Here is a 14,141-nt window from a genome sequence, read left to right on the forward strand (position 1 = left end):
GCTCAGCCTCCCGTGATGCTGGTGAGCTCGTGCTGCAGGTCGTCGAAGGCGGCCCGGGGCGTCGCCTTGCCCTGGATCACCTGGTGGGAGGCGTCCTGGATGGCCTGGGTGGCGTCGTTGTAGTCCACCACCTTGGGCCGGGCCTTGGCGCTCTTCAGGGTGGTGTGCAGCACCTGGAGATAGGGGAACTGCTTGGCCAGCGCCGGGTCCTGGTAAAGCTTCTCCAGGGCGGGTGCGATGGAGGCCTTCTGCACCTCGACGCGCTGCTGCTCCTCCGCATTCCACCACAGGATGAAGTCCCGGGCCGTGGCCAGATTCCTGGAACTCTTGGCGATGGCGAAGTTGTGCCCACCCAGGGTGGACACGCCCGGCCCGTCCAGCCCGGGCAGGGGCGCGACGGCGAACTTGCCGGCCACCTTCGACGAGCCGTCTGTGGCGCTCATCAACGAGTAGGGGTAGGTCCACTGCCGCAGGAAGACCAGCTTGCCGTCCTGGAAGGCGTGTCGGCTGGGTTCCTCCATCCAGGTGGTGGCGGCCTTGGGAATGGTGCCGTCGGCGAAGGAGTCCCGCAGCCACTCCATGGCCTTGACCGCAGCCTCAGAGTTCACCTGCGGCTTGCCCTCCTGGTCCAGGAATTGGCCCCCAGCCGAGTTCACGATCTCGGTGACATTGCAGGTCAACCCCTCGTACTTCTGGAACTGGCCGCCGTAGCAGCCCATCCCCTTGCCCTCCGGCAACTTCTTCACCGCGGCGCAGGCGGCCTTCATCTCCTCCCACGTCCTGGGGGCTTCCTTGACGCCGGCCTTGTCCAGCAGGTCCTTGCGGTAGTAGAGCATCGCGCTGTCCGAGGCGTAGGGGAAGGCGTAGAGCTTGCCGAAGTAGCTGCCGGTGTCCACGGCGGAGGGCAGGTAGCCGTCGGTAGGGAACTGATCGGCGGGCAGCTCGTGGACGTAGCCCTTGGCGGCGAACTCGGCGGTCCACACCACGTCCAGGCTGATCACGTCATAGCCCGACGCGCCCTTGGTGGTGGCATTGTTGATCATCTTCTGCCGCTGCTCGTCGGCCGACGACGGGAGCGCGACGGCGGTGACCTTCTCCTGCGGGTGGGCCTTGTTCCACTCGTCGAGCAGGGGCTGGACCAGGTTGTTGTTGTCCTTGCCCTGCACCAGGGTGATCGGGCCTCGCTGGTTCCAGTCGGCCTCGCCCGCCGTCGGGTCCGACGTGTCAGACCCGCAGGCCGTCATGGTCAGGGCCAGGACGCCCAGGCCAACTGCCACGCCGGGAACCTTCACACGTCGGGTCATCACTGTCTCCTCAAGGGCCGAGCTCACCCGCTCACGGTCCCTGCGCTTGTCAGGGGGTCAGTTCCGGGGAATGTCACAGCCACTGTGACCCAGACAGGAGACACGGGGCCACACCCTGCAGGGTGGAACGTGCCTGTCGTTCCAGCCCCCAGCCGGGGCGGGCTCGTCGGCTTCAGCCGAGCTTGCGGGCGAACCAGTCCGCCGTCGTCTGCACGGCCTTCCTGGACGGAGCCTTGTCATCGGTGAGCACGTTGAGGATGTGGTCGACGCCCGGCAGCGGGAGCCGGGTGACATCGCGGGACCTGGTGCCCTTCTCAAAGGCGGTCTGGACGCTGGGCGGGACGACGGCGTCGGCCTCGCCGTGGATGATCAGGATGGGGCCGGTGTAGTTGGCGACGTCGGTCAGCGGGGTGGAGGCGGCGATGCTGCTGAACCACTGCTTGGAGTAGTCGAAGGTTCGATAGCCCAAGTCCACCACCACGTGGCCGTCCTTGTTGGCAATCGCCTCGTTCTTGGGATCCTCGTGGGTGCCGTTGCTCACCGCACCGCTCCACGTGGCCAGGGCGGCGACCTCCGGGCGGGCCCCCACCAGGCTGGCCGCCACCGAGCCGCCACGGCTGAAGCCCAGCACCCCGATCTTCTTGGCATCGACCCACGGCTGCTTGCCGAACCAGGTCAGGCAGGCCTGAGCGTCGGCCACCATCCGCCGGTAGTCCAGGCTGGTCTCGCCCAGGTCCGCCATGCCCGAGCCGGGAAAGTCGATCCGCAGCGACGAGATGCCCTTGGCCTTCAGGGCCGCGGCCTCGTCGACGTAGAGGTTGGCCACCTCGTCACGCTGGGAGGCGTCGCCGTGCAGCATCAGCACCACCGGCGCCGGCTGGGCATCCTTCGCGATGGACAGGGTGCCGGCCACATTGTGCCCCTGACCAGCGGGGATCCACACCAGCTGCTCCCCCGGCGCGAAACTGCCGGACTGTTTCACGGGCTTCCCGTGGCCGGGGCCGTCGGCGACGCCCACCAGGGGTGGGATATCGGCCGTGGTTGGCGAGGAGCTGGCCGACGGGCTGGACTGGTCAGCCGAGGGCGTGGGCGCTTGCGCGTCCTCCTTCCCGCAGGCGGCAAGCAGGGGCACGACGGGCAGGCTGGCCAGCAGGCGACGGCGCTTCATGGCTCCATGCTTCCACCCGGAGGGCCGTGTGACAGGCCCCGGCCAGCATCGATTCAGGAGCCCCTGGTGGCCCCGCGCCGACGCCCCGCGGTGCTCCGGCGACCCTCATTGGCCCGTCCATTCCATGAAACGAGTCCAGCCCACAAAGACCGTGCTGCCCATGCCCCGTTGAGGAGGCATGGGCATCACATCTATGGAGCGGGACTGTCGGCTCAGCTGGCGGCCAGCTCCTCTTCCGGGGTGGGCAGGTGGAGCTTCTTGCGCTCCTTGCGTGCGAACGGGCCGATGACAGCCTCCCCCGGCATAGCATCGGTGAGAATCGTCAGGTCACGCCCCGCTACCTCGGGCATGACGATGGCTGCGCCCAAGGAGCACAGGCTGAACGCGCAGATCATGATCGCAATCGGCCACCAGGAACCGCCACTGTTGACCACCAAGGCGGCTGCAACGACGGGCCCGATACCGGTGGCGACAATGGCGGCGAGCTCCTTGGCCAGCGCGATCTGGGTGTAGCGGCGCTTGCTCCCGAAGACCTCAGCCATGGTCAGATTCTCCAACGACGCCAGTGCCAGCACGGAGGTCTGATGCATGATGATGTATCCCGCGAAGACCTGGTTGATCTCCTTCGTGGCGATCATGTGGATCATTGGGAAGACCAAGAGGACCGAGATCGAGCTCATGATGATGTACATCAGCTTGCGCCCGAAGACGTCGCTGAGGTGGCCAATCAAGGGCACCGTGATGAATCCCACCAGCGAGGAGAAGATCACGACATTCGTGCCCACCTTCGAGGACAGCAGCAAGGTGGCAGTGATGTAACTGATCAGGTAGGTCTGGATCATTCCCGAGTTGCCGGCCTGCCCGAAGCGCAGGAAGAAGGCCTCGAAGAACGAGCGCCCCTTCTTTTGCTTCAGACCGGCAGCAAGCACGTCTACGTGCTCAGTGTTGACCTGCTCAATGGCTGCTTCGCCAACCTCGCCCGCCTCACGGGCCTCAAAGACGGGTGACTCCTTGAGGCTGGCCCGTACCCAGATGGCAAAGCCCATGATCACGATGGACCCGATGAAGGGAATGCGCCAACCCCATTCGAGGATCTCGGAGCGGTCCATGGTGGCGACGATGATGCCCCAGATGGCGGACGCACCCAGCGTTCCTGAGTTCGTGCCCAGCGCCACCAGCGAACCGACCAGACCTCGCCGTTGCCGCGGGGCATACTCGGTCAACATCACGGAGGCACCTGCAATCTCAGCCCCGGCGCCGAAGCCCTGCACGAGCCGGAGGACCACCAGCAGGATCGGGGCCAGGATGCCAACTTGGTGGTAGGTCGGAAGGAACCCGATCAGGGTGGTGGCCAGGCCCATCAGGGCGATCGTGTAGAAAAGCACCTTCTTTCGGCCGATTCGGTCACCGAGTCCACCGAAGTACCAGGCACCCAAGGGCCGGCTGATGTAGCCCACGCCATATGTCGCCATCGCCAACACGACGGCCATTCCCGGAGCCCCGGCAGGGAAGAAGAGGTCCTTGAACACCAAGGCGGCGGCCAAGGAGTAGAGCTGGAAGTCCATGAACTCGAGCGCAGTGCCCAGCCAACCCGAGATTGCGGCCTTGGCCAGGTCACCAACAGTCCGCTCGCCAACCGCGGATTCGGTGACCTGCGGGAGAGCAGGATCGTTCGTCATGTTGTTGTCCTTTGTGTGATTTGGAGTCTTGGGCTCAGTCGAGCCAGAGGGAGACGAGCACCTTGCCGGACTGCTCCGAGTCCCGTGCGATGGCGAAGGCTTCCTCGGCGCGTTCGGCCGGAAGCACATGGGTCACCACCCCGGCAATCTCGGGGTGCTCTACGAGCAGCTGAATCGCGTCATCGATCTCGTCGTCGAATCGGAAGCAACCGAGGTAGGTGACTTCCTTGCTCACGAAGGGGGCCAAGTTCACTCCGCTCGCCTCGTTGGGCAACATCCCGACTTGGCAGACAGTTCCAGCCCGACGCACGGCGGCGAGCGCCTGAGTCACCGCGGGCGCAACTCCCGAGCACTCGAAGGCGATGTCATAGGTCATCGGTTCAATCTCGTCGGAACCGGATGTATACGTGGTGGCCGCTCCAACCGACTTCGCCCGGGCAAGCGGCCCAGCCAGCACATCGGAGGCGTCCACCTGCACCGCCCCCTTGGCAACGGCAGCCGCTATCACGCACAGGCCGATGGGGCCACAGCCGGTCACGAGCACACGCTTGCCAGAGACCCCACCTCCGATTGACAGGGCATGCAGCGCCACCGCCAACGGCTCGGCAAGCGCCGCATCCTTGACATCCAGCCCCTCCGGCAGAACGCGCACCATGAAGTCCTTCACGACGCGGTACTCCTGCATGCCACCTTGGGTGTGCGGCTGCGTCGAGGCACTACCGAGGTAGGTCCCGCCGGGCCACAAGTACTTGCGATCCTCAATGCCTGGCTGCGACTCACCGAAGGTGGCCGGGGCAATCGTGACCGGGGTTCCGGCTGCCAAGGTGCCGGATGGATCGAGGTCCACCACGCCCGACATCTCGTGGCCCGGAGTGAAGGGCTCGCGTACCTCGTACTCACCGTTGCGGCCGTGGAAGTAGTAGTGCAGGTCCGATCCGCAGATGCCGCCGTACTGCATGCGCACCCGGACCTCGCCCTCGTTAGGCTCGGGCACCTGGACATCATCGACGGCCATGTCTTCGGCACCCTTGATCTTCAATGCCTTCATCTCATCGCTCCTTTGGTCTGGATGATCAGCAGCCACAGGCAGAGTCGGCCGCAGCACCGACCCCATCCGTGACAATGGTTTGGACAAGTTCGGTCACCCGGTCGACGAACTCTTGATAGCCAGTCAGCTGGTCGGGGAAGAAGCCCCCGCGCAGGATCGCCTCGACGTGGGTGGGCACATCTCTGACACCAGCCGTTACTGTGGCAAGCGCCTGCGCCTTCGGGTCAGCCATGTCCCGCGCTATGGCCCCGGGCTCAAAGCCAGCTGGCGGGCAGACGCAGCAGATCCAGCCGGCAACAGTGAGAGCCAGTTGCTGTGGGATCTCGCCCTGCTCGAGCATCCGAATGGCTGGCAGGGGAACCCGCTGGAGCAGCTTGGTGGATCCGTCCGAACCCACCCGGGCAGTCCGATCCCCCAGATCGGAATTGGACCACCTGGCGAAGAGCTGCTCGATGTAGCTGTCCGCGTCGAAACCCGTTGGCAGATCAATGCTGGGCAGGTACTCGTCGGTGAGAGCGGCGCGCACGCACCGCTCCACGAACGGCACGGCTCGAGCCTCTGGAATGGTGGGCTGCTCGGCCAGCCCGCCCAAGTAGGCGAGGAGTGAATGCCCGCCATTGAGCAACCGCAACTTCACCAGCTCATACTTCTCGACCTCGTCGCTGAAGATCACGCCCGGCGCTGCTTCCCACCGTGGACGACCCGCCGCAAAGTCATCCTCGATCACCCACATCGTGAACAGTTCGGCCGGAACGGCTGCCTCATCACTTACGCCCAGTTCGGCCAGGGCAGCCTCACGGGTAGCTTCGGTTGGCGCGGGCACGATCCGGTCGACCATCGCGTTCGGGAAACTGACACTTTCGGCGAGCCAGGCGAAAAACTCCTCGCTCGCCCCAGCGTGGGTAAGGAACTGCGTCACCGCCGTCTGAGTGGTTCTCCCCGCGGCAAGCAGGTTGTCGCATGACAGGACTGTCACGGGTGCCTTTGACTGCCGGAAGCGACGTAGCAGCCCGAAGCACAGCTGACTCAACGGAGCCGAGGGTGACGCGCCACCATCAGCCAGATCACGAGCAATCTCGGGGTCCTCGGCCTGGAGCTCGTTGGTCCGTGGGTCCAGGTGATACCCGCTCTCCGAGATGGTCAGGGAGATGATTCGGTGCGCAGGATCAGCCACCGTGTCCAGGATCTCCAAGGCATCCTCAGCCGCCACGAGGGTATGACGATGCACATCGACCACCCCGACGCCTCGATGAGCAGGATCCAGGGTGACGATGCTGTACAGGAAGTCCTGCCGCCTCAGGGCATCGGTGACCTTGTGTGAGCGGTTTGCGATGCCGACGATCCCCCAGTCACCCGGCTGTGCGGCCAAGGCGTGGGCAGTGTTCACCGCGAGGTGTGCGCGGTGGAAGTTCCCCAGCCCGAAATGCACGATTCCGGTTTGCTGGGGGGCTGAGGCCCCGATCTGGTGGGACCTCGGAAAAGTGGTGTGGTTCAGCGACGTCATTGTCTGTCCTTGTAGGTTTTGTCCTGTGATTGGCCCTGGGCGGGCTGGGCTCACCAGTCGAGAACGGAACCGTCGAAGCGGCGGGCCGTGGGGAGGTAGGCCGGCTCGTAGGGCTCGGAGTTGAGGACTTCCTCGTTGAGCTCCACCCCCAAACCGGGTGCGTCACCCGGCTGAAGCCCACCGTCCTCGTAGTGCCATGCATGTGGGAAGGCCTCATGGGTCTTCTCGCTGAAGCCCATGTATTCGGCAACGCCCCAGTTGTGGACCGCCGTGCCCAGGTGGATCGACGCCGCCAGCGAGATGGGCGAGATGTCGGACGGTCCGTGCGGCCCGGCCTTGACCCCGTTGATTTCAGCAAGCGCGTAGATCTTGCGCTGGTGGCTGATGCCACCCGCATGATTGGGGGCCGTCCGGATGTAGTCGATCAGCCGGTTCTCGATCAGGTACTTGCAGTCCCAGATGGACGTGAAGACCTCCCCGATCGCCAAGGGCGTCGACGACGCCTGGCGGACCATGCGCAACGCCTCCTGATCTTCAACAGGCGTGACATCCTCGAGCCAGAACAGCCCAAATTCCTCGACCGCCTTGGCCAGCCTGACTGCCTGGTTGGGAGTCAGCCGATGGTGGGCGTCGTGAAGGATGTGTACCGACGGGCCGACCTTTTCGCGAACAGCTTCGAGCACCTTTGGGAGATGTCGGATGTAGAGCTCAGGTTCGAAGCTCTCCTCGGATGGGCGCGCACCACGGCTGGCGGGTTCGTAGTTCGGGTCCTTGGAGACGCCGTACACCTTGCTGTGTCCAGGCACTCCGGACTGAACCCGGATGTAGTTGGCGCCTCGCTCAAGTTCCCGGTCCACGGCCTCAAGCAGCTCCGGCACCTCCCAGCCAAAGGCGTGCCCGTAGGCAGGCACCTTGTCCCGAACCCGGCCACCCAGCAACTGGTAGACCGGCAATCCTGCCCTCTTGCCCAAGATGTCCCACAGGGCGATGTCGATGGCGCCGATGGCCGCCATCATCACGCCACCACGGCGCCAGTAAGTGCCGCGGTAGAAGTACTGCCAGATGTCTTCGATGCGGCTCGGGTCCTGTCCGATCAGCAGCGGACAGAGGTGGTCCTTGAGGTACGAGGCAACGGCCAGTTCCCGACCGTTCAGGGTGCCGTCCCCAAGCCCGACGATGCCGTCCGCGGTGGTGATCCGCAAGGTCACATAGTTGCGCGAGGGACTCGAGACGAGGACCTCGGCCGAGACGATGGTGTCATTCATCACACTTTCCTTTCGCTCAACGGTCGACGCGGGCGCTTCCGCCGCCAGCCAGCTTGAGTACTTCGGCCTGCGTGGCCATGGATGTATCTCCTGGGGTCGTCATCGCCAGAGCTCCGTGTGCGGCTCCGTACTCGACGGCCGTCTGCAGCGATTCCCCGGACATCAGTCCGTAGATCAGTCCAGAGGCGAAGGAATCGCCGCCACCCACGCGGTCGAGGATCTCCAGACCCTTGCGATCAGCTGCCTGCACCAATCCCTCATCACGGGACCAGGCCAGTGCGGACCAGTCGTTGTTCGACGCGGAGGTAACGGAGCGCAGCGTGGTGGTTATCACCTGGAAGTTGGCGAATGTGCGCTGCACTTCATCGATCATCCGAGCGAAGGAATCAACGGGCAGGGTCGAGAGGTTCTCGTCGACCCCCTCGATTTTGAAGCCCAGGGCTGCGGCAAAGTCCTCCTCGTTGCCCAGCATCACGTCAACCTGCTCGGCGATCGCCCGATTGACCTCGCGAGCGCGCTCCTGTCCTCCGTTGGCCCTCCACAGGCTGGGGCGGTAGTTGAGGTCGTATGAAACGACGGTTCCGTGCTTGCGCGCAGCGGTCAGGACGGCCAGCGCCGTCTCGGCAGATTGGGCAGACAGCGCGGCATAGATGCCGCCACAGTGCAGCCATCGGACTCCCAGCTCGCCAAAGACATGGTCCAGGTCCAGGTCCTCTGCCCTTAGTTGGGAGATTGCGGTGTTGCCCCGGTCGGATACCCCCTTGGCCCCGCGAACACCGAAACCTCGCTCGGTGAAGTTCAAACCGTTACGGGAGCTCCGGCCGATGCCGTCGCTCTCCAGCCACTTGACCAGGCTCACATCCACGCCGCCCGCCAACATCATGCTCTCAACCAGACGGCCAACCTCATCGTCGACGAGCGCAGTCAGGATTCCGGCGCGCAAGCCAAAGACCCGGGCCAGGCCGCGCGCGACGTTGTACTCACCGCCGCCCTCGAATACCTCGAAGCGTCGAGCCGTACGGATCCGGAAATCCCCGGGATCCAAGCGCAGCATCACCTCCCCCAGGGAGAGAACGTCGTAGCGGCACTCATCCGCGGAGCGCAACTGGATCATGCCCCGACACCCCCCTTGATGGCCGCCGCCGCAGCGACCGCCCCGCGCGCCAAGTCGGTGATCTTGGTGAACTCGCCCGCATTGACCAAGGACTGCTTCACCATCCAGGAGCCGCCCACGGCCGGCACATTGGGCAAAGACAGATAGTCGCCCAGATTCTCCAGTGAGACGCCCCCGGTCGGGATGAAGGACAGCTGTCCGAAGGGTGCCCCAAGCGCCTTGATGGCCGACGGTCCACCGAAGGTGGAGGCCGGGAAGAACTTGACCAAGTCCAATCCCAGTTCGGTTGCCAGCATCAACTCGGATGGGGTCACAGCCCCTGGCACCACCGGAAGACCGTGCTCGGCCGCTCGCTGAACCACTGCGGGCAACAGTCCCGGGCTCACAATGAACCGAGCGCCCGCCTCGGCCGCCAAATCAACCTGTCCGGGCGAGACGACTGTCCCCGCGCCGACCACCAGCGAGTTGACATGCGACATCTCCTTGATGGCGTCGAAGGCAGCGGAAGTACGGAAGGTCACCTCCGCAACGTTGATGCCGCCCTCCACGAGGGCATCGGCCAGGGGGCTCGCCTCACGGGCGTTGTCCAGAACGACCACCGGGATGACGCGATCGGCGACGAGGTTGATGAACTCACTCATGCTTCTCATTTCACTGTCTGAAACGCAAATTTGCGGACAATGAAACTATTGCACGGCCATCGCTCGGGCGTAAAGGGGGGTCCCTCATTTGCTACCGCTGGCGGTGGGCCCTGCGGAGAGTCCTGTGAGAGTCTCTAGGCGTGACTGATGAGACGCCACGGGTCGAGGCCGTCGACCGAGCCCTGCTCGTCCTGGAAGCCTTGGCCGCATACGGGCAGGACGGAGCCACGCTCGCGGAACTGGCCGAACGTGTGGGGGCCAACAAGTCCACCATCCACCGCACGCTGTCCACCATGAAGAGCAGAGACTTCGCCTACCAGCGCGCCGATGGACGCTACGAATTGGGGGCTGCGGGCGCGGCCCTCGGCGCGGATTTCGACACCGAGCAGCGACTCGCGCGGACACTGCACCCAGCCTTGGTGGCACTGTCTCAGTCCGCCAACGAATTGGCCCACCTCGGGATCCTGCGCGGGGGGCAGATCATCTATCTGGACAAGGTGGAACCAGAACGGGCCATCCGAGTCTGGTCCAGGGTCGGGCAACGAGTCAACGTCGCCAACAGCTCCTTGGGCCGCGCCATTCTGGCCGCGGATGGATCCACTGACGAGCAAGTGGCCGCTTATGCGCTGCACCTGGAGAACAGCACCGCCACCGACGGTCAGCGAGTTGTGGAGGCCGTGAGGGTGGCGCGCAAGCGCGGCTACTCGACGGAGGTCGAGGAGAACGAGCCGGGCGTGGCCTGCTTGGGCGTTGCGCTCATGCGCGACGACGGGGTAGCTGCGGCCATCTCCCTGACGTCGATGGCTGACCGGATGACTCCCCCACGCCAAACCGAACTCGCAGCCATGATTCGTCGGCTTCTGCCACCACTCCTACCCGCGGGAATTGAATTGTTCCTTGGCCACGACGACCGGAGGGCCTGAGGCAGTGCCCTTCATCGGGGTGCTCGTCGTCCAGATACTCGATGATGAGTTCCTCCCGGCTGACCGGCACCGCGATGGTGACATCTTCGGTGACGATCCGCCGTTAGGCTCGGCCCTGACCAGCCCGCACTTCGCGGATTGACCGAACGCATGAAAGGCGCCCCACCATGACCCGGAGTTTCCCCGTCGACGGCATCCTGTTCGACAGCGATGGGGTGCTGGTGAACTCGCTGGAGGTGGCGATGGCCGTCTGGCGGGAGTGGGGCAAGATCTGGACCCCGGGCTTTGACCCGACCGTGAACTTCCCGCACGGCACCCCGGCGCGGGACATCATTGCGCAGTGGGTCTCGCCGGAGGACCACCCGGCCGCGTTGCAGGCAATCGAAAAGATGGAGGTGGCCGAGTCCCACCGGATGCCCGAGATACCCGGCGCCGTTGCCTTCACCGAGAGCCTGCCCGCGCAGCGCTGGGTGGTGGTCACCTCCGCCGGGCGGGAGCTGGCCGTGCCGCGGCTGGCCAATGCCGGGCACAACCCGACGCGGATGATCACCGCGGAGGACGTCACGCTGGGCAAGCCCAGCCCGGATCCCTACCTGCGCGGCGCGCAACTGCTGGGCCTGGAGCCGTCCCGGGTGGCGGTCTTCGAGGACGCGGCGGTGGGCGTCGAGGCGGCGCGGGCCGCCGGGGCCGGCCTGGTGGTCGGCGTCGGCAACAAGCTCGACCCGACCACCGTCGACGTGTTGATCCCCGACCTGCGCCACGTTCGTCGAATACCCTCCGACGAGGGAATCCTGCTGGAGTTCAGTCCCGAGCCGCGGTGACCAGGCGCGCCGTGTGCAACGCCAGGAGGGCGAGTCGGGGTGCTTGTGCTTGATCAGGCCGATCACCGGCAGCGCGACGGCCTGCTTGATCTCGGCAACGTCGCGGGCGGAGTTGGCCCGGATACCGACGGCGCCGGCGCGCTCGGCGGCAATGGCGAACAGCGGCATCACACCGCCGTCGGGGCGATACATCGGCTCACCGGGAAGGGCCTGGCAGGACACCACCAGACCGCCGGCGAGGGCTGCGACGACATGTTCCATGTCTGCTCCTTGGGACTGTTACGAGCACCGAAGTGGTCGGGACATGAAAAAGACCCAAGTCTCACGGCAGCATCGACTGCCCGGACCCAGGTCTTGCCTCGCACGTGCTTCGAGTAACAATTCACGAAGGACTCTTTCTGCCAGACACTCCAGACCCCGCCGGGTCAGGGTTCGACGGCGGGGGTGGATTGCATTGAGGAGCCACCGCCGACGACATCGTCCAGGTCGACAGGACACGCTCACCCCTTGCCGCCATGAGCCCCGGTGCGGACCCAACTATCAGCGCAGATCGCTGCCTTCGGCTTGCCCAGCTCCGGCCCGCGCCTCGACGATGCTGAGCGGATGGGTGCGCTCCACCGTGGCAGCCGTACCCCGCAGCGAGTCGACGAATTCTCGGGCATACCCGGGCAGGACCCGCTCCTGGTGCCGGATCAGGTATAGGTCTTGAACGATGGGCTGCCCTCCGTCGAGCAGCGGAAAGACATTCATTCCCTCAAGGGGGCTGTCCACGGGAATCAGGGCGGTCTGCGTGCAGTAGCAGGCTGCCAAGCCAGCCATCGCCAGCGGAATGGTCTCCGTCGTCGCGGAGCCCGTGAACGCGATGTGCGGTTCAACACCGGCCCGTTGGAAGCAACCAGCCATCCGCTGGCCCAACTGGTTCGTCATCACGGAGAAGGGGAGCCTCGCCAGATCAGCGAGGCCCAGCCCATCGGGAGCCCTGGCCTTCAGCTGCCGTACCTGGTCTGGCGAATAGTGCTGCACGAGCAGGCTCTCCGGAACGCAGAGCACCACCTGCTCGCCGTACAGCCGCTCGCTGGCCAGCTCAGCGGAGAACTCACCCTCCAGCACGATCCCCAGGTCAATCTCCCCGCGCAGCACCATTGCGGTCACCACTGAGGTGATCCCGGCGCGGAAGACGATCTCCACCCGCGGATGACTCCGGGCAAACGGCGGAACCATCAACGGCAGCAAGGCATTGCCCCGCACGGGAGCGGCACCAATACGTAACTGCCCCCGCTCCCCCTCCGCAATCTCAGCCAGCGCGTCGCGCAGGTTGGCTTCTTGGCGCCCCAGCTTCTCCGCAAAGGCCAGCACCTCGACGCCGGCGTCGGTCAGCGCCAGCGAGGGCCGGCGGTGCAACAACGGCGCCCCGAAGTAGTCCTCCAGACGGCGGATGTGGTTGCTCAGGGTCTGTTGGGAAACGAACAGCCGCCCCGCGGTCCGGGTCATATTCAGGTCATGCGCCAATTCTCGGAAGTAACCAATGCTGACCAAGTCCATGACTACACCTCACAAATTTGCTTTGTTGCCACGCCAAAGAAACATCGCTCGCCGGGCGATGACTTCGAGCCTAGGGTCATAGACAGCAACGAGGCAAGGGGTAAACGAAGCCGTTTCCCCGGGGACTGGAATCCCCAGATTTCTGATGCGGAGCAAAATCAATGACGATTCGCGTACTACTTCCACAACCTCTACTTCCGGAGGGAAAATCCTATCTGCTGAACCGCGGCTATGAGGTGGTTGAGGGCCGGGGCATCAGCGAGGAGGAGATCATTGCGGACATCAAGGACTGTGACGCGGTGATCCTGCGCACCGCCCGCGCCACCGCCAAGGTGCTGGATGCCGCGCCCAAGCTGAAGATCTTGGCCCGGCACGGCGCTGGCTATGACACCGTCGACGTGGAAGCGGCCCGGCGCAACGGCGTGCTGGTGTGCACCGCCGGCCCGTCCAATGCCATCTCGGTGGCGGAGCTGGCCATCTTCTACATGCTGCACTGCTCACGGAATTTCAAGGCGGTGCAGAAGCACTACGTGACTGACTACAAGTACGCCAAGATGGGAATTCCCAAGACCGAGCTGGACGGCAAGACCCTGGGTCTGGTGGGCCTGGGAAATATCGGCGCGCTGGTGGCCAAGAAGGCCGCCCTGGGTTTTGACATGAACGTGCTGGCCCATGACCCCTTTGCCAAGGGGGAATTGCCGGACTACATCCAGCTGGTGGAAGACCGCAATGAGATCTTCTCCCGTTCAGACTACGTGTCGCTCCACCTGCCGGCCACCCCTCTGACCGTCGGATCGGTGGGGGCGGCGGAGTTCGAGCTGATGAAGCCCACCGCCTACCTGATCAACACCTCGCGCGGCACCATCGTCGACGAGCCGGCGCTGGTGGCCGCCCTGGAGCAGGGCCGGATTGCCGGTGCCGCGCTGGATGTGACCGCTGTGGAGCCAATCCCGGCCGACAGCCCGCTGCTGGCCATGGAGAACGTGCTCACCGCCCCGCACATCGGGGGCGCCACCCGGGAAGCCGCCGCCCGTTCCTCGGTGGCCTGCGCCAAGGCCGTCGACGACTACTTCTGTGGCCGCACCCCGGACTTCGTCGTGCCGGAACTGCGTGACCTGATCCAGAACTGACC

Annotated in this window: 12 protein-coding genes and 1 pseudogene; 3 read left to right on the top strand and 10 right to left on the bottom strand. The window is 65.0% G+C overall.

Translation table 11 applies throughout. The features are described 5' to 3' along the window. Positions 1–2: 2 nt before the first annotated feature. The 8 genes from AAEX60_RS10145 to AAEX60_RS10180 form a co-directional block, all read right to left on the bottom strand. Positions 3–1,304, bottom strand: a complete 1,302-nt coding sequence (locus AAEX60_RS10145; RefSeq protein WP_342103216.1) for an ABC transporter substrate-binding protein — start codon at positions 1,302–1,304, stop codon at positions 3–5. Positions 1,305–1,476: 172 nt separating this feature from the next. After that, positions 1,477–2,472 (bottom strand): alpha/beta hydrolase family protein, encoded by a 996-nt coding sequence (locus AAEX60_RS10150; protein WP_342103218.1) that lies wholly within the window; start codon positions 2,470–2,472, stop codon positions 1,477–1,479. 212 nt (positions 2,473–2,684) lie between these two features. Then, positions 2,685–4,280, bottom strand: a complete 1,596-nt coding sequence (locus tag AAEX60_RS10155; RefSeq protein ID WP_342103219.1) for an MFS transporter — start codon at positions 4,278–4,280, stop codon at positions 2,685–2,687. After that, positions 4,186–5,199 carry an L-idonate 5-dehydrogenase gene (locus AAEX60_RS10160; RefSeq protein ID WP_342103220.1) on the bottom strand — a complete coding sequence of 338 codons (1,014 nt, stop codon included), beginning with the start codon at positions 5,197–5,199 and terminating at the stop codon, positions 4,186–4,188. The genes AAEX60_RS10155 and AAEX60_RS10160 overlap by 95 nt, the downstream gene beginning before the upstream one ends. 25 nt (positions 5,200–5,224) lie before the next feature. Continuing rightward, the gene (locus AAEX60_RS10165) at positions 5,225–6,703 is read right to left on the bottom strand and encodes a mannitol dehydrogenase family protein (protein WP_342103223.1); all 1,479 of its coding nucleotides are present in this window, start codon (positions 6,701–6,703) and stop codon (positions 5,225–5,227) included. 50 nt (positions 6,704–6,753) lie between these two features. Next, positions 6,754–7,968, bottom strand: a complete 1,215-nt coding sequence (gene manD, locus AAEX60_RS10170; RefSeq protein ID WP_342103226.1) for a D-mannonate dehydratase ManD — start codon at positions 7,966–7,968, stop codon at positions 6,754–6,756. Positions 7,969–7,984: 16 nt separating this feature from the next. Then, positions 7,985–9,082 carry a sugar kinase gene (locus tag AAEX60_RS10175; protein WP_342103227.1) on the bottom strand — a complete coding sequence of 366 codons (1,098 nt, stop codon included), beginning with the start codon at positions 9,080–9,082 and terminating at the stop codon, positions 7,985–7,987. Then, positions 9,079–9,723, bottom strand: coding sequence for a bifunctional 4-hydroxy-2-oxoglutarate aldolase/2-dehydro-3-deoxy-phosphogluconate aldolase (locus AAEX60_RS10180; protein WP_342103229.1), 645 nt, complete (start codon positions 9,721–9,723; stop codon positions 9,079–9,081). Before AAEX60_RS10180 ends, AAEX60_RS10175 begins: the two co-directional genes overlap by 4 nt. Before the next feature lie 140 nt (positions 9,724–9,863). Here AAEX60_RS10180 and AAEX60_RS10185 point away from each other — a divergent pair, with 140 nt between their 5' ends. Both AAEX60_RS10185 and AAEX60_RS10190 read left to right on the top strand, forming a co-directional pair. Then, a complete protein-coding gene (locus AAEX60_RS10185) occupies positions 9,864–10,646 on the top strand; it encodes an IclR family transcriptional regulator (RefSeq protein WP_342103233.1) in 783 nt (260 codons plus the stop codon). Between the two features lie 167 nt (positions 10,647–10,813). Continuing rightward, positions 10,814–11,467, top strand: coding sequence for an HAD-IA family hydrolase (locus AAEX60_RS10190; protein WP_342103235.1), 654 nt, complete (start codon positions 10,814–10,816; stop codon positions 11,465–11,467). Between the two features lie 84 nt (positions 11,468–11,551). Here the strand turns inward: AAEX60_RS10190 and AAEX60_RS10195 are convergent. Next, a pseudogene (locus AAEX60_RS10195) lies at positions 11,552–11,728 on the bottom strand (N-acetylmannosamine-6-phosphate 2-epimerase); the annotation flags it as partial. Positions 11,729–12,007: 279 nt separating this feature from the next. Then, the gene (locus tag AAEX60_RS10200; RefSeq protein WP_342103238.1) at positions 12,008–13,009 is read right to left on the bottom strand and encodes a LysR family transcriptional regulator; all 1,002 of its coding nucleotides are present in this window, start codon (positions 13,007–13,009) and stop codon (positions 12,008–12,010) included. A 161-nt stretch (positions 13,010–13,170) separates the two neighbouring features. On the opposite strand from AAEX60_RS10200, the gene AAEX60_RS10205 reads away from it, so the two are divergent. Then, on the top strand, positions 13,171–14,139 hold the full coding sequence (locus tag AAEX60_RS10205; protein ID WP_342103239.1) for a hydroxyacid dehydrogenase: 969 nt from the start codon (positions 13,171–13,173) through the stop codon (positions 14,137–14,139). The last annotated feature ends 2 nt before the right edge of the window (positions 14,140–14,141 follow it).

Origin of the sequence: Luteococcus sp. H101, assembly GCF_038433155.1 — a bacterium.
Taxonomy (GTDB): Bacteria; Actinomycetota; Actinomycetes; order Propionibacteriales; family Propionibacteriaceae; genus Luteococcus.